This window comes from Paenibacillus gyeongsangnamensis (assembly GCF_027533625.1).
Lineage (GTDB): Bacteria > Bacillota > Bacilli > Paenibacillales > NBRC-103111 > Paenibacillus_G > Paenibacillus_G gyeongsangnamensis.
The window spans coordinates 173,567-192,521 of sequence record NZ_JAQAGZ010000013.1 but is presented as its reverse complement, the minus strand read 5'-3'; the positions used below and the strand labels follow the sequence as shown (position 1 = coordinate 192,521).

18 protein-coding genes and 1 pseudogene are annotated in these 18,955 nt (G+C 45.8%); 3 read left to right on the top strand and 16 right to left on the bottom strand.

What is annotated here, in order from left to right; all coding sequences use genetic code 11:
• Window positions 1–70 precede the first annotated feature (70 nt).
• The 13 genes from O9H85_RS20550 to O9H85_RS20490 form a co-directional block, all read right to left on the bottom strand.
• A complete protein-coding gene (locus O9H85_RS20550; protein WP_269883289.1) occupies window positions 71–868 on the bottom strand; it encodes a cysteine hydrolase family protein in 798 nt (265 codons plus the stop codon).
• A gap of 40 nt (window positions 869–908) precedes the next feature.
• The gene (locus O9H85_RS20545; RefSeq protein ID WP_269883288.1) at window positions 909–1,907 is read right to left on the bottom strand and encodes a hydroxyacid dehydrogenase; all 999 of its coding nucleotides are present in this window, start codon (window positions 1,905–1,907) and stop codon (window positions 909–911) included.
• Between the two features lie 77 nt (window positions 1,908–1,984).
• On the bottom strand, window positions 1,985–3,646 hold the full coding sequence (locus O9H85_RS20540; protein ID WP_269883287.1) for an ABC transporter substrate-binding protein: 1,662 nt from the start codon (window positions 3,644–3,646) through the stop codon (window positions 1,985–1,987).
• 57 nt (window positions 3,647–3,703) lie between these two features.
• A complete protein-coding gene (locus O9H85_RS20535; RefSeq protein ID WP_269883286.1) occupies window positions 3,704–4,597 on the bottom strand; it encodes a carbohydrate ABC transporter permease in 894 nt (297 codons plus the stop codon).
• A gap of 15 nt (window positions 4,598–4,612) precedes the next feature.
• Entirely contained in the window at window positions 4,613–5,575 is a 963-nt protein-coding gene (locus tag O9H85_RS20530; protein WP_269883285.1) for an ABC transporter permease, read from the bottom strand.
• A 39-nt stretch (window positions 5,576–5,614) separates the two neighbouring features.
• Window positions 5,615–6,583 (bottom strand): Gfo/Idh/MocA family protein, encoded by a 969-nt coding sequence (locus O9H85_RS20525; RefSeq protein ID WP_269883284.1) that lies wholly within the window; start codon window positions 6,581–6,583, stop codon window positions 5,615–5,617.
• A gap of 15 nt (window positions 6,584–6,598) precedes the next feature.
• Complete coding sequence (locus tag O9H85_RS20520; RefSeq protein WP_269883283.1) at window positions 6,599–7,390, bottom strand: sugar phosphate isomerase/epimerase family protein; 792 nt, start codon at window positions 7,388–7,390, stop codon at window positions 6,599–6,601.
• A 212-nt stretch (window positions 7,391–7,602) separates the two neighbouring features.
• Window positions 7,603–8,652 carry an aldo/keto reductase gene (locus O9H85_RS20515; RefSeq protein ID WP_269883282.1) on the bottom strand — a complete coding sequence of 350 codons (1,050 nt, stop codon included), beginning with the start codon at window positions 8,650–8,652 and terminating at the stop codon, window positions 7,603–7,605.
• 30 nt (window positions 8,653–8,682) lie between these two features.
• On the bottom strand, window positions 8,683–9,117 hold the full coding sequence (locus O9H85_RS20510; RefSeq protein ID WP_269883281.1) for an RbsD/FucU family protein: 435 nt from the start codon (window positions 9,115–9,117) through the stop codon (window positions 8,683–8,685).
• A gap of 59 nt (window positions 9,118–9,176) precedes the next feature.
• Window positions 9,177–10,508 carry a carbon-nitrogen hydrolase family protein gene (locus tag O9H85_RS20505; RefSeq protein WP_269883280.1) on the bottom strand — a complete coding sequence of 444 codons (1,332 nt, stop codon included), beginning with the start codon at window positions 10,506–10,508 and terminating at the stop codon, window positions 9,177–9,179.
• A gap of 35 nt (window positions 10,509–10,543) precedes the next feature.
• Window positions 10,544–11,443: a carbohydrate ABC transporter permease gene (locus O9H85_RS20500; protein ID WP_269883324.1), complete on the bottom strand. Its 900-nt coding sequence runs from the start codon at window positions 11,441–11,443 to the stop codon at window positions 10,544–10,546.
• An 18-nt stretch (window positions 11,444–11,461) separates the two neighbouring features.
• On the bottom strand, window positions 11,462–12,424 hold the full coding sequence (locus O9H85_RS20495; protein WP_269883279.1) for an ABC transporter permease: 963 nt from the start codon (window positions 12,422–12,424) through the stop codon (window positions 11,462–11,464).
• Window positions 12,425–12,509: 85 nt separating this feature from the next.
• Window positions 12,510–14,234 carry a type 2 periplasmic-binding domain-containing protein gene (locus O9H85_RS20490; protein ID WP_269883278.1) on the bottom strand — a complete coding sequence of 575 codons (1,725 nt, stop codon included), beginning with the start codon at window positions 14,232–14,234 and terminating at the stop codon, window positions 12,510–12,512.
• Window positions 14,235–14,640: 406 nt separating this feature from the next.
• Here O9H85_RS20490 and O9H85_RS20485 point away from each other — a divergent pair, with 406 nt between their 5' ends.
• Window positions 14,641–15,861, top strand: coding sequence for an ROK family transcriptional regulator (locus O9H85_RS20485; RefSeq protein WP_269883277.1), 1,221 nt, complete (start codon window positions 14,641–14,643; stop codon window positions 15,859–15,861).
• 183 nt (window positions 15,862–16,044) lie between these two features.
• On the opposite strand, the pseudogene O9H85_RS20480 reads toward O9H85_RS20485, so the two are convergent.
• Both O9H85_RS20480 and O9H85_RS20475 read right to left on the bottom strand, forming a co-directional pair.
• Window positions 16,045–16,524: pseudogene (locus O9H85_RS20480) on the bottom strand (transposase); the annotation flags it as partial.
• Window positions 16,525–16,927: 403 nt separating this feature from the next.
• The gene (locus tag O9H85_RS20475) at window positions 16,928–17,356 is read right to left on the bottom strand and encodes a hypothetical protein (RefSeq protein ID WP_269883276.1); all 429 of its coding nucleotides are present in this window, start codon (window positions 17,354–17,356) and stop codon (window positions 16,928–16,930) included.
• A 265-nt stretch (window positions 17,357–17,621) separates the two neighbouring features.
• Here O9H85_RS20475 and O9H85_RS20470 point away from each other — a divergent pair, with 265 nt between their 5' ends.
• Complete coding sequence (locus O9H85_RS20470; RefSeq protein ID WP_269883275.1) at window positions 17,622–17,837, top strand: hypothetical protein; 216 nt, start codon at window positions 17,622–17,624, stop codon at window positions 17,835–17,837.
• Window positions 17,838–17,967: 130 nt separating this feature from the next.
• Here O9H85_RS20470 and O9H85_RS37820 read toward each other — a convergent pair whose 3' ends face one another.
• Window positions 17,968–18,138 (bottom strand): DUF3973 domain-containing protein, encoded by a 171-nt coding sequence (locus O9H85_RS37820; RefSeq protein ID WP_409348172.1) that lies wholly within the window; start codon window positions 18,136–18,138, stop codon window positions 17,968–17,970.
• A 106-nt stretch (window positions 18,139–18,244) separates the two neighbouring features.
• On the opposite strand from O9H85_RS37820, the gene O9H85_RS20465 reads away from it, so the two are divergent.
• Window positions 18,245–18,892 (top strand): efflux RND transporter permease subunit, encoded by a 648-nt coding sequence (locus tag O9H85_RS20465; RefSeq protein WP_269883274.1) that lies wholly within the window; start codon window positions 18,245–18,247, stop codon window positions 18,890–18,892.
• Window positions 18,893–18,955: the final 63 nt, after the last annotated feature.

Below are 18,955 nucleotides of genomic sequence, written 5' to 3'. Positions count from 1 at the left end.
ATACCGTATAAACCGTTAAGTATAGAAGTAAACTTTCCCAAGCGAGAGATCTGTAAGTAAGCAGTGTTTCTCAACGAAGATTGCCCTTAAAACGAAAGGGCTCTCCGATGATCTGGTTACTTGATATGGTTGGGCACCAATATCTTTCGATGTGTTGCAATACCAAATCCGTCCCACTAAAATGATCGACATATGGCCACATTTTCGGATTATACATGGTGTCAGTTAAATCTCGTAGCAATACAACATGAAAGCCTTGTGTGACTAATTGGCGAATGCCAAACGGCCGGCCTAAGACACACATGTTGGTATGAACGCCCATTATTAAAACATTCTTGATGCAGCGCTGTTTTAATAAATAGATGGCTTCAAAGTTATCGGTTATGGCATCTTCATTCATAATGACGATCGCCTTATGTTGATGCGACCAAAGTTTCCCTTCTAAACATCTCGGCTCACATCCGCACCCACCATCGGAATCATCGATCGGAAATACCCCTTCCCGTTTGATGTCATGTCTCACCCAGTTCTGAAGGGGTTCTTCTGTTTCAATGCGAGGCGCGTTTAAGGCAGTCAATCTTGCAGGATGATGCTCATAATACTTTAAAGTGTCGCTTGGCGCATGAATAATAAACGTACCTTTTTCCCGTAGTTTCATAACGACCTCATTCAGGTGTGAAGCCATTTCTCCGACACGCTCAGAAGCCGCTTTGCACCAATGCTGATCCCACATGTCGCATATGATCACTGCCGTTTGTATTGGATCCCAGTGTACTTCTTCTGTGACGCTATCAAACGTTCCATCTAGGAGCCTCTTTTGCCAAAGCAGAGATAGCGCCAAACCTTTGTTCATATCCTCAGATTGCATTTAACCACTCCTCCTTTTTCCTTTTAAGGCTAGACCAAGATCAAGTCATAATGGCTAGCTGCTCGCGTTTGACCTCGAAATACACCGCATCTCCCTTATATAACCTTTCCATATCTTCCACCATAAGTTTTCCGATGCGCAGACACGAATCCGGATTCACGCCGGCCAAATGCGGCCGGACAATCACATTGTTCATTCTACGGAATTCGCTATCCACCGCGAGCGGCTCGCGGGTAAACACATCGAGCCCGGCATAAAAGCGATTTTTTTTCAATTCGGCGAGCAGCGCCTCTTCATTGATCAAGTCCCCGCGTGCCGTATTGATGAAGATCGCGCCGTCTTTGATGAGTGCGAGCTCCTCCCGTCCAATCATATGGTAGGTTTCCGGTACCTTGGGCGCGTGCAGCGATACGATATCGGACTGCGTTAGCAGCTCTTGCAGCGAAAGCAGACGCACCCCAAGCTCTTGGGCTTTTTCCTCCGACATAAAGGGATCATACCCCAAAATGGTTGTTCCGAAGGGCTGCAGCAGCTTGATAACCTCGCGCGCCACCATGCCGAGACCGACGAGACCGACCGTTTTCCCCCTCAGCTCATAAGTTTCCATTCCGACATGCTTCGATGTGATCCCGGCCTTCATCTCCCGGTCCACCGCCAAGATCTTGTGCCCTATCGCCAAAATGAGCGCCAATACCGACTCGCTCACCGACACGGCGATCGCATAGTTGCTGTTGAGCACCTTGATGCCGCGGTCATACACCGACCACGTTGGAAATACCGGGCGAATCGAGCCGGCCATATGGGCAACGAGAGCAAGCTGGTCCGCTTCATCCAGCACTGCGTCGCTAACCGGAGTACAGCGCCAGGAGGTGATCAAGGTGTCCACTCCGCGGATGCGGGATTTCAGCTCATCCTCCGTAAACGGTCGGTCGAAAGGATTCCATTCGACACGGCCGAGTGAATCGAGTTTGGCTAATGTGCTCTCTGTCATAAACGAAGGAATGAGGTGATGCGGGATTTGCACCAAAATAGTACGCATGGGATTCTCTCCTTTATTTTCATAATAGGAAGAAAGGGCAGACGCGAATCCATCTCCCCTTTGCTACTTGCAGCAAGTTATTTCTTGGCTTTGGCATCATAAGCCTTTTGATAAATCTCGATATACTTCTTAAGATTCATTTTATCGAGTGTGCTCACGTAATCGTTCCATTCCTTGTCAATGTCGGCATCGCCCGTTACAAAACGGGCCGTCATCGTCATCACGTAATCATTGATCGTTTTATCGAGCTCCGCAAGCTGCTGGGCGTCCGCCTGAGCAAAAAACAGCGGAGGCACGATTTCGTTAATTTTCGGTTTGTACGGCTCATAATTTTTTTTCGTAACGTCGTAGTACATTTTCTCTTTATCCGGCTGCTTCAGCACCGCCTGCCCAGCGTACCAATCCTTGTCGGTCCTGTAGTTCAAACCGAACTGCGCCCAGGATTCGTTTTGCACCCGTCCGAACGGAATGAGAAGTCGGTATTTCGCGGGATTGCCGTCGCGGCCGACATCGCCTTGCTTCGCCCACTCCCACGACGAGCCCTGTACCCCGAAGTTGGAATACAGGTTCGCTTCGAAATCGTACATCGCATCGGCCCATCGCATGGTCGCTTCCGGATATTTGTTGGCGCTGGTCATAATGAAGTTGCCGCCACGAATTTTATCGTAAGCGAGCCACGTCGTTTTTTGGAAGCCGTTTGGGCCTTTGACCGGAGCGATTGGCTGGTAGTCTACCCAACGGTTGCTTTTGCCTTCAACGATCGTAATGTCCGAAGGCGAGTGGGCCGGGAGAGCTCCGCCGATCGCGATGTCCGGATTTTCGGCGATTTTTTTCAAACCATCCTTGTCCAGCGTGAATGATTCTTTGGAAAGCAGCCCTTCCTTAAATAAACGGTTCATGAATTTCAGGCCGTCTTTCCACTCGTTCTTATTGTAGGCCACGTCAATTTTGCCGTTTTTGACAAACATCCGTTTATCGCCGTCATCATAAATAAACGAGTTCATGATCCATACATCGATTTGGGATTTTTGATTGGTCGAGCCGACGAGCGGGATTTCATCCGGCTTGCCGTTGCCGTTCGGATCTTTCTCCTTAAACGCCTTAAGCATCTGATAAAACTCTTCGGTGGTGGTCGGTTCTTTCAAGCCGAGCTTGTCGAGCCACGGCTTAAATACGTACATTTTGTAATCGAGCGAGCAGTGGTAGCAATCGTTAATGTAAGGAAGGCTGTAAATTTTATTGCCGGGAGCCGTGATGGCATCTTTCACCTCTGGCATCTCTTGGAAAATCTTTTTCGTATTTTCCCCATATTTTTCAATCAGATCGGTAAAGGATACGAAGACGCCCTGATCGCCGTAAATCATTTGTTGCTCGGGTGAGACGCCCATATTCATGATAACGTCCGGCAAATCACCGCTCGCCAACGTCAGATTTAGCTGGTCCTTGTAGTTTTTTACGTCAGCGACAATCCAATCGACATGAATGTTCGTCTTATCCTCCAGCCATTTGGTATACCTGTTCGTGTTGAAGTCCTCTACGAGTGCGTTACCGGCAACAAATACCTTCAGCGTAATTTTGTCGTTGACGATCGGAAACTTGCCCGGCGAATTTACTTTGGATGTGTTCGGACTTTCCTTACTCCCGTTTTGCTCCGCAGCCGGTTGATCTTTGCTGCACGCAGACAAAACAAGTGACATCGTCAGCACCGCCAAAAGCCCCAGTTTTGTGGTTTTTCTCATGTTTTTCGACCTCCCTATCGATTCATTCGTAGGCTTCCTGCACGATACTCCTTCCGGTTATCCCTTGATGGAACCGATCATTATCCCTTTAACGAAATACTTTTGCACAAACGGGTAAATGATCAACACCGGCACGGTGGCGACGACGATCAACGAATATTTGAGCAGATCCGCGAGCCCCTGCCGTGCGATAAGGTCTTCTTCGTTCGTCACCATACTCGGGTCGATTTGGTTCTGGATCAAAATGCTGCGCAGCACCAGCTGAAGCGGATATAACCCCCGGTCCTTCAAATATAGAAGCGCATTGAAATAGGAATTCCAATGGCCAACGGCATAAAACAGCGCAATGACCGCGACGATCGGTCCGGACAATGGGATGACGATACGGGTCAGAAACTTCCAGTCGGTACAGCCGTCGACCTGCGCGGCCTCCAGCATTTCGTGCGGAATGTTCGTTTGAAAATAGGTCCGGGTGATGATCACATTGAATACGCTAAGCGCGGACGGAATGATCATCGCCCATCGGGTATTCAGCAGCCCGAGGTCCTTCACCAGCAAATAGTTCGGAATAATGCCGCCAGAAAACATGATGGTAAACACGAAAATAAACATGATGGCGCCCCGGAATACAAAATCTTTGCGGGACAGCGGATAGGCGGCGATAATGGTTATAAAAACATTGATCACCGTACCGACCACCGTGTAAATCAGCGAATTACCGAACCCGGTCCAGATGGCTTTGTACTCGAACACCGCTTTATATCCTTTTAGCCCCGGATCGACCGGCCACAACCACACTTTCCCGGAAATGACCGCTTCGCTGGAGCTAAAGGAAGCGCTAACAATATAAACGAGAGGATAGAGCACGGTGAGAAAAAACAGACTTAATACGACATAATTGACGACATTGAATATGCGATCGCCGGTCGCTTCTTTGACACGACTGTCCACCTGCGTCTCCCCCGTTTACCATAAGCTGCTCTGGCCGAGCTTTTTTGCGATGCGATTAACGGTGACGAGCAAAATCAAATTGACAATGTTCTTAAATAGGCCGATGGCTGATGAATAGGAAAAGTTGACGACGTTCGAGGCTAAACCCACCTTGTATACATAAGTGTCGACAATTTCGGAGGTGCGAAGATTCAGCGGATTTTGCATGAGGAACGATTTTTCAAATCCGATCTCGAGCATGCGCCCTACATCCAGGATGAGAAGAATAATAGCAATAGGTAAAATCCCTGGTAAATCGATATGCCACATTCGGCGCAGCTTGCTGGCTCCATCGACGACCGCCGCCTCGTGCAGCGACGGATCGATACCGGACAATGCTGCTAAATAAATAATGCAGCTGAAGCCAACATTTTGCCAAACGCCCGACCACACATAAATGCTGCGGAAGTAGTCGGGGTTCCCCATCCAGTTGACGGGCTCGAAACCGAAAAATTTCAAAATTTCATTCACGATCCCGATTCGGGGGTCGAGCGCTTGAAAAATGATGCCGACCATCACTACAACGGAAATGAAGTGCGGCGCATAGGTCACCATCTGCACTGTCTTCTTGAACTTTTCATGCATGACATAATTTAGGCTGAGCGCGAGCAATATCGGAAACGGAAACCCCGCCACCAGCTGATAAAAGCTGAGGGCGATCGTGTTCCACATAATATTCCAAAACTCATACGACTCAAAAAACCGGATAAAATTTGAGAAACCGACCCATGGGCTGCCCCAGATCCCCTTACTTGCAACAAAATTGCGGAAGGCGATCTGCGCGCCGTACATCGGCACATACTTAAACACGATAATGTAAACAAAGGGGAGCGCCATGAGCAAATACAGCTGCCATACCCGCAGCATAGCTTTGGTTAGCCGGGCGGCCCTGCTCTTCGAGCGGACCGCCGGCCGTTCCTTTACGCCAGCTATTTCCATGTTCACACCTCCATCGGGACTCTTGTCAGGGTGTTATGTTCATCTACCCGCAAGCAGCGACTGCGCCAGAATGATTTCAGCCACTTCCATCGTTTTTAGCGCATCCCCGAAATGGGAGGAAGGAATCGTTCCGGACTTCAGACAATCGATAAACTCCCGGTTTTTCGTCTTAAACCCGGCAAATTCGTAGAGCTCGGTGCCTCCGGCAATTTCCCGTGCATCGTATTCGACTCCATGTGTATCTCCGTCGGCGTACAGCACGCCTTTGTGTTCGTGCTCCGCCTCCGCGCAAATACCGGGGGCGTGCATCTCAACGGCAAAGATACGCCGTCCGCTCGACCAGCTGTTAATAAGATAACCGGTAGAGCCGTTGTCAAAGTGCAGTGTCGCCGAAATGAAATTGATATCAGGCACCCGCACCCGTTTCGTCATGCTCTCTACCTTTACAACTTTGCCGCCACACATCCAGCGGACCGTATCGATCGAATGAACGGTATCGTCCATCATGCGGTCTCGGGCGTTCAGGTACGGCTGCATTTCCGCCTTGTAAAACTTGCATACGGCATGTGTGATCGGTCCCCGTTTTAAGCATTCTTCCCGAAGCTTCATGACCATCGGCGTACTGCGGCGCTGGAAGCTGACTTGCGTAATACAGTTGTTTTTTTCCGCAGTATAGGCGAGCGCCCGGGCTTGATGAATCGTGATACCGAGCGGTTTTTCGATATACAGGTTGACGCCGCGTTCCAGACACCACATCCAGATGTCAAACATCAAATGAGGCTGTCCTATGGCGTACACCGCGTCCGGCTTGAGTTCCTCGACCATCTGCCGGTAGTCCTCGTATCTGCGGGACACGTTGTATTTGTCGGCTGTTTCATTCAGCACCTGCGGCGCTTTGTCGCAAATGGCCACAATCTCCACATCCTCGAATGAGGCAAGTGAGGGATAATGTACCATATTGGCCATTTTGCCAGCGCCTATCATGGCGATTCTAATTTTGCTGCTCATCGTATTGACCCCCCTTTAGGCAAATAGCGATCGCGCGTATTGAATGTCAGCTGCGATCAAGCGGTCGACGTCGTGCTCGTTCGTGTATTCGGCCGTTAAACAAATAACCCCTTGATAGCCACGCTTTTTCAAATATGCGGCAGCTCTCGGCCATGAGGCAAGCCCTTGTCTGCCAGAGGTGAAGTAACGCTTCCACTCCGCTTGCTCCGCTTCCGGACCGTTAACCCGTTTGTAATAGGCATTTTTAAAATTCACCATGCACAGGTAAGGCCACACGATGTCCAGCCCGTACTCCGGCTGCTGGCCAGCCAGCGAATCGTGCGCCGAATCCCAAATCGCCCCCGCGTGCTGCGGATTCAACCCACCCAGCAGATGTAAAAGTCCCATCGAATCGACGACGTTATTGCCGTAATGCTGCTGGGCGCCGACCTTAACTCCGTATTTCTCGCAAAGCGGAAGCAGTGATTCGAGCTGCTGGCGCGCTTTTTTCTCGGAAGCCATATAACCGTCTTCCTGGTTAACCTGCGGCATGATCCGGATCATCGGAATTCCCGCTTCCGCGCATCCGGCGAAAATATGCTCATCCGTCGAGCTCGCGACGCAGAATATTTTCAGCCCGTGGTCGGCAAATTGGTGGACGAGCTCGGGCAGCTTGGCGGCTTCCTCCGGCTCCAACTGATAACCAGCTCGAAGGGGAAACTCGACACCGTCAAAACCCATTCCTTTCACGAAAGTGCACAAGTCCCAAATAGACATCGTTTTCCAAGGTTTAGTAAATACGGAAAAAGACAATTGATTATCAGCCATTTGCCGCACATCCCTTTCTTATCATGAGATTTTCCAAAAGCGCTTGCAAATTATACCTTTATCTTAGTTCATGGTAATTATTTACGTCAATATTTAAATTAAGTTATAGAATATATATCAGCTTCAGCCATTTTTCAGCCGATTATCCCTTGTAATTCCTTTAATTCTAACCTTTTTCCCATTGATTTTTGTCATGATATGAACTTTCAAAGTTAATACATTCGGCTGTTCTGCCGGTTCTCATAATAATCGGGATTGGTCCCTAGCTTGTGCAGAACCGGGTTCGTGATTCGGTTTAATCGCTCTACCACATCCGGGGTGATCTGGTATTCCGCCGCTTGTATATTCATCTCCAGCTGCTGCACATTTCGCGATCCGACAATGGTGGTGGAAATCCCTTCGTTTGCAATGGCCCACGCCAGTGAAAGCACCGTCATCTGAATGTCGAGTTCTATGGCCAGTTCGCGGATTTGCCGAAGTGCCTCGGTGACTTCCGCTTCGGCGCCTTCCTCGCCATGCCGCGTCCCTTCACCCCGGCTGTAATGGAAATGTCGTGAACGCGCCTGCATAGGCTTCAACTCGTCCAGGCTGGTATATTTGCCGGATAACAGCCCCTGCTGCATCGGCATATACCCGATTATGCCGATGCCCTGCTCCTTGCAATAGGGCAACACCTCCGTTTCGATTGCTCTCGACAGCAGGCTGTAAGCTAGCTCGTTGGCAGCGACCACAGCCCCGGTTTGCAGCACCTCCCGCATCTGCAATACACCGTGATTGCTTATGCCGATATGCCGGATTTTCCCATCCCGTTTGAGCTCTAATAGCGTCTCGAATACGTCCTCCACACTGGGCGGAACGGCAATCAAGGCCGGATCCGTCGTAAAATGCTTGACTGAAATCGGATTTACCGGCCAATGCAGCATATATACGTCGATGTAGTCCGTCTGCAGCCGCCGAAGGCTGTCCTCACAATGCTTTTTGAGCCTAGCCTTATGTACGTTTGAGGTGCTGATTTTGCTGCCGATGACCGCTTCATGCCTTCTGCCCTTGAGCGCGCTTCCCAGCGATCTTTCGCTCTCGCCGTCGTTGTAGACTTCCGCGGTATCGAAATAATTGATCCCCATATCGAGAGCCTTATGTACAACCTCATCGACGTCATTTTGGTTCTGATCGCCCCAATATTTGCCCCCGCCGTACTGCCAGCAGCCCATTCCCAGCACACTGACCTTAAGCCCCGACGAGCCCAGATTTCTCATTCTCATAAGATTCCACACCCCCATGTTGTTCAAGTGTTATATCCCGCTACGGACCACGCCTTTTTTTAAAATCAAATTGCCTTTGTACGATGAGTCGCTAGTCGCCACAATGGCATACGCTTTCTTTGCCCGCTCGTAAAAAGCGAACCGTTCCACATAATCAAAATCCGTGAAATCCGGCTTTTCCCGCTCAATCGCCTCGCGGTATCGCTCCCACACCGGGGGCGCCGCATCACCAGGAAGCAGCGACATAACGGCCGCGGACCGCTCCACCGCATGATCGAGCGGAAAGAGCGGCATGATTGCCTGAAGCAGCGCCGGGATCGTATGCCCGTCATAGCGAAGCAGTCGCTGCGTGTTGGCCGCTGCGGGGAAATTGCCGTCGGCCAGCACGATTTCATCACCGTGGCCCATCTCCATCAAAATCTTGATCAAATCCGGCGAAATGATCGGCGGGATTCCTTTTAACATGACGGCGTCTCTCTCCTTTTTAACCCGAATAATTATTCGAATTGATATTCAATATAAGCTTATTTCCTTCTAGTCGGGTTTTCAATTTCCCTTTGAATCTCGTTGAATAATAACTCCTTTTGTTCCCTGCGATTGCGCCGACCACCCGGCGCAGATCTCATAGGCCCCCCCCAATTATGCGGGGAAGGAGATTTGTTTAGATCAAGCGTGGCCAAAAGAATTTTTATTCCCGCTTCTTCCAAATGATAGACATTATGGAACGTAGTGTCGCAATTTGAATGCCGAGTTGGATCCGCGTTAGGGTTTTGGACTTCTGCTCCAGACGTGTCCCATATTCCTAACGGGCTTCCAAGGCTGCTGGCCATAATTCGAATACAATTATCGGAAGCTCGAGCGGTCATAATGCTTTGGTAATACCCGGCACTCGGAAATAAAACGATCTCGGCTCCTTTTAACGCCAACAGTTCGGCAATATCCGTAAACCAACTATCATAACAAATCATCATTCCGATTTTTCCAATATCGGTGGGAAATACTGGGACTTCCGTTCCAGGGGTTACGCCTCGATCTAATAATTCAGGGCTAAAAGGATGGTTTTTATCGTATTTTCCTAGGAGGTTGCCTTTCCTATCGAAAATAAGCCCCGTGTTATATAGGTTGCCATCCGTCTGGTCTAAATGATAGAAGGTTCCAGCAACATGCATCTGGTATTGTCGTGCTTTTGATGACATTAATTGCGCGCTTGGTCCATCGATCGGTTCTGACTGAGAAGTGTCTGTACTCCGGAAGGTTTCGGGCAGAAGTACCAGATCAACCTTTTCTCGACCGACAACATCCAGTACTTTCTCCCAATTTGCAAATGACGTCTTCCCTTCAACACAGGCTACCTTTACACTTCTGGGCGGCAAGGATTCACATTCCTCGAAAGAAATGCGCTGGATCCAAGTCTTTCCATGACCGCTTAATTTAAAATAGATACGGATTTCACTAGTAATATCGCCATCTCCAGGAATATAGAAACGATTTTCTCCTTCGATTAATCCTGTTGTTGAAGTAAATTGAAAAATTCCATCATTAAAATCCTTTGAATAAAAAGCAAAAAGTAAATTTTTATAAGGGTTGATCTCATCTGAGATCCGAAATTGCGCGCTCATTCGATAGGTTCTTCCGGCACGTAACACAAATGACGATGAATAGATGCAGCCTACACAGTTGTCATTGTTGTTACCGTAAATCATTAACTCTTGCGTCGCGGATTCCGTCTTCACCAATTCAAAATGAGGGGCAAGGTTACCCCTAGGGGATTTAACGTGCCAAAATGACGGTATCTCACCGATGACCCCTTCTGAAAAATCGTTGTTCTTGATTAGATTTTTTCCAATCAGGCCCATATCGTTCCTCCACCTTTCATACAGATCCTGAATAACTATTCCTTTACCGAACCAATCATGGCTCCTTGAACAAAATATTTTTGCGCTAGGGGATATAACATCAAGACGGGGACACTAGCGACAACGATAACGGAATACTTCAACAAGTTTTTCATATCTTCAAAGCGTTTTAACAATTCAGGTGTCAAATTCATGGACTGCATTTGTACGTTATTCAGCACTAATATTTCCCTTAGTACCAGTTGCAGAGGATACAGAGACTTGTTGTTTAAGAAGATAAGTGCATTGAAGTAAGAATTCCATAAGCCTACAGCTGACCAGAGAATTAAAACAGCCAGTATGGGTTTAGAGAGAGGAATAACGATCTGGAATAGAAAGCGAATATCATTGCACCCATCAATTTGAGCAGCTTCATAAAGTTCGTTTGGAACGGTGGACTGAAAGAAGGTCTTTGCGACTAGTACCGAAAAAATGTTTAGAGATGTTGGGACGAATACCGCCCAAATGGTGTTGATCATGCCTAGAGATTTTACTACTAAATAAAACGGTATCAGCCCTCCATGAAAAATCATGGCAAACAAAAGTAAAGAAATGACAAATCTACGACCAAAAAAAGTTGTTCGAGATACCGGATAGGCCAAAAATATCGTCAGAATGACACTAAGAAAAGATCCTAAAATCGTATATATTACTGAATTCAAATAACCGCTCCAAACTTCTGGGTAGATAAAAACTGCCTTATACCCGTACAGCGTTGGATGTACCGGCCACAACCAGACCTTGCCACCAATGACATCTTCCGAAGAACTGAAAGATGAACTTATAATGTAAATTAAAGGATAGGCAACAAGAACAAGGATAATGCTCAAACCAATATAAAGCATGCACAAAAACACACGATCGCCTGTAGATTCTTTTATTAACGTATTTGATATCAATCTGGCTTCCTCCGATTAAAATAGACTTGAATCGGTTAATCTTTTCGCCAAAAAGTTAGCACACAGAATTAAAATGAATCCAATGATGGAGTTAAATAAACCTACTGCAACAGCAAAACTAAAATTTGCATCCACCAAGCCGATTTTATATACATAGGTTGCGATGATTTCTGACGTACTGAGATTAAGAGGATTCTGAAGGAGGAAAGCTTTTTCAAATCCCACCCCTAGGAGCCCCCCGATTGATAAAATAAAAAGCACGATAATGGTGGATTGAATAGCCGGAAGATCAATATGGATAATTTTTTGCAGACGCGATGCCCCGTCGATTCTTGCTGCTTCGTATAATTCAGGATTCACATTAGATAAAGCTGCCAAATATAACACAGCGCCGTAGCCGGTCTCTTGCCATACACCGGACCAAACATATAGAGAGGGAAAAGCAGAAGGACTTCCCATGAGGTCTAGGGGTGTACTGATCTTAAGGGCATGGGCAAACTGTCCATAGAGTCCTGTGGTTGGAGAAAGGATGATCTCCATCATCCCCACCAGCACAACGGTTGATATAAAATAAGGCGCATAAGTGGCCATCTGCACGATCCGCTTAAAGCGTCTATTTTTCACTTCGTTAAGTGCCAGGGCGAGAAGTATGGTTGCCGGTGTTCCAACAAGCAAAGCGTAAATGCTTATTTTAAGAGTGTTTTTGATAACAGGCCAAAAATAAGGCGAATTAAAGAAAAGCGTAAAATGCTGCATACCTACCCAAGGACTATTCCATATCCCCTTAATAGGAGAATAATTCTTAAAAGCAATTTGCACACCTAACATAGGCACGTAGTTGAATGTTATTAAGAATGCTAAAGGCAATGCGATTATAAGGTACAACTGCCAATGCCTCTTTATTTTTTTAGCATAAGTGTTCAAAGAGAACCTTGTATCTAACCTCTTAGATGGAACGATTATTTTGTTGAGATCCAAACTATCCTCCCCCAATTTAGTATGTACGGATGCTCGAGGGTGAAATACGAACCCCTTAACATCCGTACATTCCTTGATTAAAAGATCACTTTAGTTTCAAAAGGTAGTCGACTACACTCGGATCGGATTGAAAACTGCTCGTATCAAAGGGTTTACCCATATATTTTTGCGACATTTCGATGAATTGCTTTAATCCGAGTCCCTCAAGTCCTTTTAGATACGAAGCCCAATCTTTATCAATCGATTTTGTCCCAGCAATAAATTCCGTTGACCATTGTTGAACGTATTTATTGATATTGGTTTTATACATCGCATACTGTTGATTTTGATCTACCGGTATCCAAACTGCCCCTGGATATACCTGCTTTGGTTGATGGCCGGCATAATTCCTCATTGTTTCTAAATGCAGCAAGGTTTGTGCACCACCTGGGCCGAATGGCGGAATCGCAACCCCTCCATTCCTCCATTCCATAGATTGGAAAATAGGCCCCATTTGATCCCATCCATCATTTTGGCGCGCGTTTCCGGAATAAAACTTATTCCAATCTGTATTAAACAAACCAGGCTTGCCGTCCAAACCTAATTCGTTTTGGTTCGACTTTTTCCAATATGTTCCTTCCTGTCCAAAATCTAAGATTTGGGTTCCTTCAGGAGTCCAAATAAAATTCAAAAGTTTCATAAGAGCTATTTCTTGTTCTTTTGTAGCTCTATTCGTAATTGCAAATGTCAGGGTATTAGGCGCATTACCAAAGAAACCAGCGTATTGGACACCATTGGGTCCTTTCAAAGGGGGAACGCTCAGCCAATACTTAAATTCCGGATTAGCATCGCCGTTTTCAATAACATTGTTTGATCCACCTGCAGCCACAACACCTGCTTTATGCTGGGAGAGATCCCTTATAACAATATCCTGCTTTTGAGTTAAAGCTTGCTGATCCAATAAACCTTTCGCATACAATTCGTGGATATATTGCAATCCTTCTTTCCATTCCGGCTGCGCAGGAGAAAAACGTACTTGCCCATTACTTACATCTAAATAATCCGTGCCATTATTATAAATAAAAGCATTCATTAAAAAGACTGTCGGGTCTTGATGCCATCCATCAACTGAACCTGTCAGCGGTATCAAGCCTTTATCCTTAAAAACTTGAAGGACATGTTCAAATTCCTCTGTAGTTGTTGGCATCTGTAAACCATTATCCTGGAGCAGCTTCGTATTTATCCAAAATTTTGAGGACCAGAAACAATGAAAGCACCAATTGTAATTAGGCAGACCATAGATGTTCCCGTCCGGAGCCATTGAAATCTCTTTTAATCCGGGTATCGTATCGATTGCTTTCTGGACATTAGGCGCATACTGTTTAATTAAATCGTTAAGAGGGATAAGAATACCTTGCTGAGAGTATTTCAAAATATCGGATGGCGAAAAGTTCCCATTCCAAAATACCTCCGGATAATCGCCGCTTCCTAAAAGTAGAGGTTGCTTTGTTGTTACGTCACTGGCTGGCGTTATTAACCAATTTATTTTAAGATTGAATTGCTTTTCAACATACTGTGTAAACCAGTTTGTCTTTAGATCGATAACGTTCCGCGAAGGCGATGCGAAAAATGTTACGTTTATTGATTTACCTGTTTGATTCTGAGATCCTGACGAATTTGATGAATCTGCATTCTGGCTTGCGCTCTTTTCCGCATTCTGGTTTGCTTCGGAGGAATTTGAAACCGGATTACTACTGCATGCTGAGACAATAATAAGTGTTAAAGCAATAAACACTGATGCAAATAACTTGAGTGAGGATTTACTTATCACGGAAACCTACCTCCTCTTTTGCATGTTTTTTGACGGAACATTAGACACTACAAATAAGTTTTTTGAAAAAGTCATCCCCTCTCCTCTTCAAATTTCACGACCCATAACGCTTTATGTTAGCAAGCGCTTCCATTTGGTTACTTAGATCATAGGCTTTTGCAGCAATTATGTCAATAATTAAATTAACTGATTTTGGTTTATATTCGAACCATTAAAATCACTTTCTGCTGAAGGTCGACCCATACGGAAGCCATATCAGCTTTTTTCTTATTTTAGCGGCTATTTTTTTGATTTTTAACAATTAGGTGTTGTGTCTTTGTACAAATTTGGTGTACTCTAAAATAAATAACAAACCTAAACATTTTATTGTTATTTTTGTCGAAAAGTATGCATAAGGAGTCATCTAATGAGTAGAATGAATAATCACGGAGATCAAAAAGGGGCAAAAATCAATATTATTCAAGCTTTACGCATAAATGGTCCTGTTTCAAGAATTGAGCTTACTAAGCTTACGGGATTAAGCCGCGCAACGATTTCTTTAACAATTGCCGAATTATTGGAGTCGAATTTCGTTCAGGAAACCGAATCCAAGTATTCAACAGGGGGACGTCCAGCGACTTTATTGGAATTAACACCAAATACCAATATGATCCTCGGTGCCGATTATAGCAACCAAGTTTGGACATTAGGCGCTTTTGATTTACTTGGCAACGCAATCAATAAAGTTACAGTTCCCTCAAAAGATAATTCTCCTCAAACCGTCGTTGAAGCGCTAACAGATCATTTGGCTGACTTTATAAAAGCTCAAGAATCAAAGCTGATCAATTTAATTGGATTAGGCATGCCGGGCCTTGTTGATATTCATCGTGGAGTCATCAATAGTGCTGCTGATTTAGGTTGGTGTGATGTTGATATTAGTAAAATGGTACATGAGAAAATTGGATGGCAAACCGTCGTAATAAATAGACATCGTGCTCGAGGATTAGCAGAGTGCAGGTTTGGAGCGGGGAAAGAATTTAATCAAGTAATTTATATAGGTATAGGTACTGGTATTGCCGCTGGCCTTCTAAATAACCGGCAACTACTTTCAGGAGCTATTGGGGGAGCTGGAGAAATAGGACACATCACCATCGATCCCAATGGGCCGCTTTGTCCTTGCGGCAATCATGGATGTCTCCAACAATTATCGACAGGTCCAGCTATGGAACAAGAGATACGCATGCTTCTTCGCTCCGGGAAAAAGTCTATAATTCACCCTGATGCTAATTATGACTTGCAGCTTATAGGAGCCGATAAGATTGGTTTTGGGGCTGATAACGGGGACGAGATTTGTATGCAAGTCGTTGAAAAAGCTGCTTCTTTTTTAGGAATTGCAATGGCTAATTTAGTTAATACACTAAACCCGGAAGCTATTATTTTGGGTGGTTCTATTCCAACTTCATGCGATTATTACCTAAAGGTTGCTACTCAAGTGATGAATCAACGGGCGATGAGCCCGCTAACAGCAAATGTAGCCGTTAAAAAGGCTTCTTGTGGTGAGATTGGTGGTGCATTAGGAGCAGCAGCCTTTGCTTTAGACAAACATTTAACTTATTCACACTTAAAAATTGGCTATGTTAAAGCTTAAGGTTTGTGCAAAAATGCTCGATTTGGAAATACTAAATTGTTCAATTAAGAGTCCGGTGGTTATTCGTTGTAATATAGGTTTGTATCAGAGCTTTTTTCCGAATATCCGCCACACAGTTGCGCTATGCATCTCCATGGTATAAAAAGAAACTTCGTAAAGAATAGGGCTAATAGTCCAGCAGGTCTCCACCATAGATTCCTGCGTACGACGGCGGAGCAGTTTGGCAATGGAGAGGACGTGATCTCTCACTTCTTTGGTCTTGTCCTCAAACTGTCTGGTTGCATGGGATACAACTTTACGGATTTTCCCGACCCACCTGGTAATGACCTTGATTCCATCTTGCAATAAGGTCGCATCGGTTGGATGATGGACGTCGGATTCCACAACGGTGGTGTCCATACGAAATTTGCGTCGTGTGAGAACCTTGTCTTCATCCAATTTCTGAAGCAACAGTTCGTTTAATTGCTCGATCCATTCTTCTCCATAGCACTGACGAGCTTTGATCAGCGTCGTAGAGTCAGGCATGCGTTCGTCAATGGAGATACGGCAAAACCGTCGCCACGTAAGGCTGTCGCCAACTTCTTGCACAAGCGTTTCATAGCCCAAATGATAGCGACGTTTGAGATACATCAATCGCAGGAATGTTTCAATCGCCTTCGTTGGAAAAGAGCAATTCTCCGATTTTTCGTTATCGGCTATGTGAAGGGGAAGACAAAGAATGCCGCCGGGGATCTGCCATCCCCGGCGGTCTCTTTGTTTGCGATGGAGTAACTTTGAACCCGCCTCCGATGCCGATCCTCACACGCGGTAAGCTCTGCGCAGCACCGCATTCACCGTCGTGACATCCATGCCGAGCCCCGGTCTATCTTTCGGAACATTAATTCCTTTCCCGTAATGTTGAACCTTGCGAATTCGTAGCCATCGCGTTTATCTACACCGCCAAAAGTTCAAGCATCCGTCAATACGTCTTTTTGAAAATTTTCAAGGGGGTTTGGTAGCCGCTTTCAGTTAAAGCGTCTATTGCCTTGAGCCAAATACCCTTCCTTGACTTGCCTGGTATTCCAGCTTAATGCCGTTGGATATGAAAATTCCCGAAATCGATGACTTTGATTCTTCCCTTGCGGTTGAGCCTCAGGTTGCTTAAATTCGGCGTTTTGTAACGGGCTGAATAAATTTCGAAGGGCAGAATCCCGTATTTTTTAAATTTACGTTTGATGCGGTACAGTTTTTTTCGGTACTTTTTGGAATCGGGGAATTTTCGGGTATATTTTTTCATGACAACCCAGCCTTGACCGTATTCAAAAATGCGGCCAAGATATTTCCTGATGCTGGCCGGGCAGTGATTATAGAGATAGATCTCGGTCCTATTGCTTCGAACGCCGTATCCATTCTTGGCAATCTTCATCACATGACGTTTGCCGTGATGAAACACGATCCTTCCCCTGCCTTCTCCTATGACCTTCCTGTCTTTCATCTTTAAGACATGCTTGTTCACGGATGAATGCATCCCCCTAAAAATGATTTTAAATAATTTTATTCGGGGGTTGGCTTATTAGTGAGGGCTCGGGCATATGGCCTAATCACCGAAATAATCCTTCAGACCGCTGACGATCGCTTCCGCCGCCTGGAGCTGGTAGCCCGCTGTAAAATAATGATTAGGAAAGTCATTACCTGTTTAAATAACTCCTATTCCCAGTTTAACCAAAATGACCTATGAATTATAATAGGTTATAGCATTTTTCATTATGGGTGATTAGGATATGAGCAATAGAAAATCGAGGACACTTACAGAAGACGATATATTGGACGGAATTGAATACGATCAAAGTGGTGGAATAAAATACCATCCCGTGTTTCACCCGAAGCATGGTATACCTTTTACGGATGAAGAGATGGAATATCTATGTTTCTTTTGGGACTATGATGATGCCCGAACCTTAGCTTTTGCCCTGGGCAAAACAGAACAGGCCTGCTGAAAGAGAGTATTGAGTCTAAGAAAGCGCGGAGTATTTGAACTTTATAGGTATCAATACGCAAAGAAGTTAAACGAATGAAGCTACACCCAATCGCGTTGTTTCCTACAACCTCCCTCTTCCTTCCCTAGAATTAAGCTGATACCGCTTTCTTTTCTTTAGCCTGGCCGTTACATTTATGTACCTCACACAACCCCACATTGTAAAGAGTATCTTTTTCATACCGATATCCGGAAACAAATATTTTCTCTTTTATACTGTAATTTTCAGGGTGGAGAGTCTGACACTGTATACAATAATACATGATTCGACTACTTTTCATTTAGTTTTTGGGCGATTCTTGTCTCATTATATTTTATTATTCACGAAATATGCCATTTCTCAAGAGATTTTTATCCTATTTTCGGCAAATGAACGTCTTGGTCCCGGTGTCCATTCTGTTCGACCAGGGCAGCCAGGTACAGTCCGCTTTGAACGGTCTGTGGGAAGAAGGGCTGCTGGGGTGCCTTCTTTCGATGGTGTGCGTCTTCCTCTTCTTTCGCAATATACGATCCACCCTGCTCATTGCCCTGTCGCTTCCCATTTGTCTCATGACTACAATCGGGCTGCTGAAAACGCTGGGCGTCAGCCTGAACATCCTGACCGTATCCGGCCTGATCGTGGCGATGGGAAGAGTCATTGACGATACAATCGTCATTCTCGACAACATGTACCGCAAAGCCCAAGAGGCCGGAGAAAAAGTACATTTGGCGCTTTTAGTCGAAGCCGTCAAGGAAATGATACCCGCGATCGTATCCTCCACAGCGACGACGGTCGCCGTTTTCTTGCCGATCGCTTTGGTTGGAGGCATGATCAGCTCCGCTTTTTCCGGATTTGCTTGGTCTGTCGCCATTGCGCTCCTGACGTCGCTGCTGGTGGCCGTGTTTGTAGTGCCGGCGCTCTACCATCTTTGGCGGCGGGGACGAATGAACCATTCCGCGCTTTCCTTCGAACCCGTATATCATCGAGTTTTTACGGCGATGACCCCGAGGTTTGGGAAACTGAAAAAAAAATTTTAAGAGCGATTTTCATTTCAACGCCGCATGGATTTTTACCGCAGCCCGAAATAAAGAGCATACACA

What these genes read in the sequence shown, in the direction of transcription:
- O9H85_RS20540 (WP_269883287.1), bottom strand. Translation starts at nt 3,646, where the DNA reads ATGAGAAAAACCACAAAACTGGGGCTTTTGGCGGTGCTGACGATGTCA.
- O9H85_RS20545 (WP_269883288.1), bottom strand. Translation starts at nt 1,907, where the DNA reads ATGCGTACTATTTTGGTGCAAATCCCGCATCACCTCATTCCTTCGTTT.
- O9H85_RS20550 (WP_269883289.1), bottom strand. Translation starts at nt 868, where the DNA reads ATGCAATCTGAGGATATGAACAAAGGTTTGGCGCTATCTCTGCTTTGG.
- O9H85_RS20520 (WP_269883283.1), bottom strand. Translation starts at nt 7,390, where the DNA reads ATGGCTGATAATCAATTGTCTTTTTCCGTATTTACTAAACCTTGGAAA.
- O9H85_RS20465 (WP_269883274.1), top strand. Translation starts at nt 18,245, where the DNA reads ATGAACGTCTTGGTCCCGGTGTCCATTCTGTTCGACCAGGGCAGCCAG.
- O9H85_RS20505 (WP_269883280.1), bottom strand. Translation starts at nt 10,508, where the DNA reads ATGGGCCTGATTGGAAAAAATCTAATCAAGAACAACGATTTTTCAGAA.
- O9H85_RS20530 (WP_269883285.1), bottom strand. Translation starts at nt 5,575, where the DNA reads ATGGAAATAGCTGGCGTAAAGGAACGGCCGGCGGTCCGCTCGAAGAGC.
- O9H85_RS20510 (WP_269883281.1), bottom strand. Translation starts at nt 9,117, where the DNA reads ATGTTAAAAGGAATCCCGCCGATCATTTCGCCGGATTTGATCAAGATT.
- O9H85_RS20470 (WP_269883275.1), top strand. Translation starts at nt 17,622, where the DNA reads ATGAGCAATAGAAAATCGAGGACACTTACAGAAGACGATATATTGGAC.
- O9H85_RS20525 (WP_269883284.1), bottom strand. Translation starts at nt 6,583, where the DNA reads ATGAGCAGCAAAATTAGAATCGCCATGATAGGCGCTGGCAAAATGGCC.
- O9H85_RS20485 (WP_269883277.1), top strand. Translation starts at nt 14,641, where the DNA reads ATGAGTAGAATGAATAATCACGGAGATCAAAAAGGGGCAAAAATCAAT.
- O9H85_RS20515 (WP_269883282.1), bottom strand. Translation starts at nt 8,652, where the DNA reads ATGAGAATGAGAAATCTGGGCTCGTCGGGGCTTAAGGTCAGTGTGCTG.
- O9H85_RS37820 (WP_409348172.1), bottom strand. Translation starts at nt 18,138, where the DNA reads ATGTATTATTGTATACAGTGTCAGACTCTCCACCCTGAAAATTACAGT.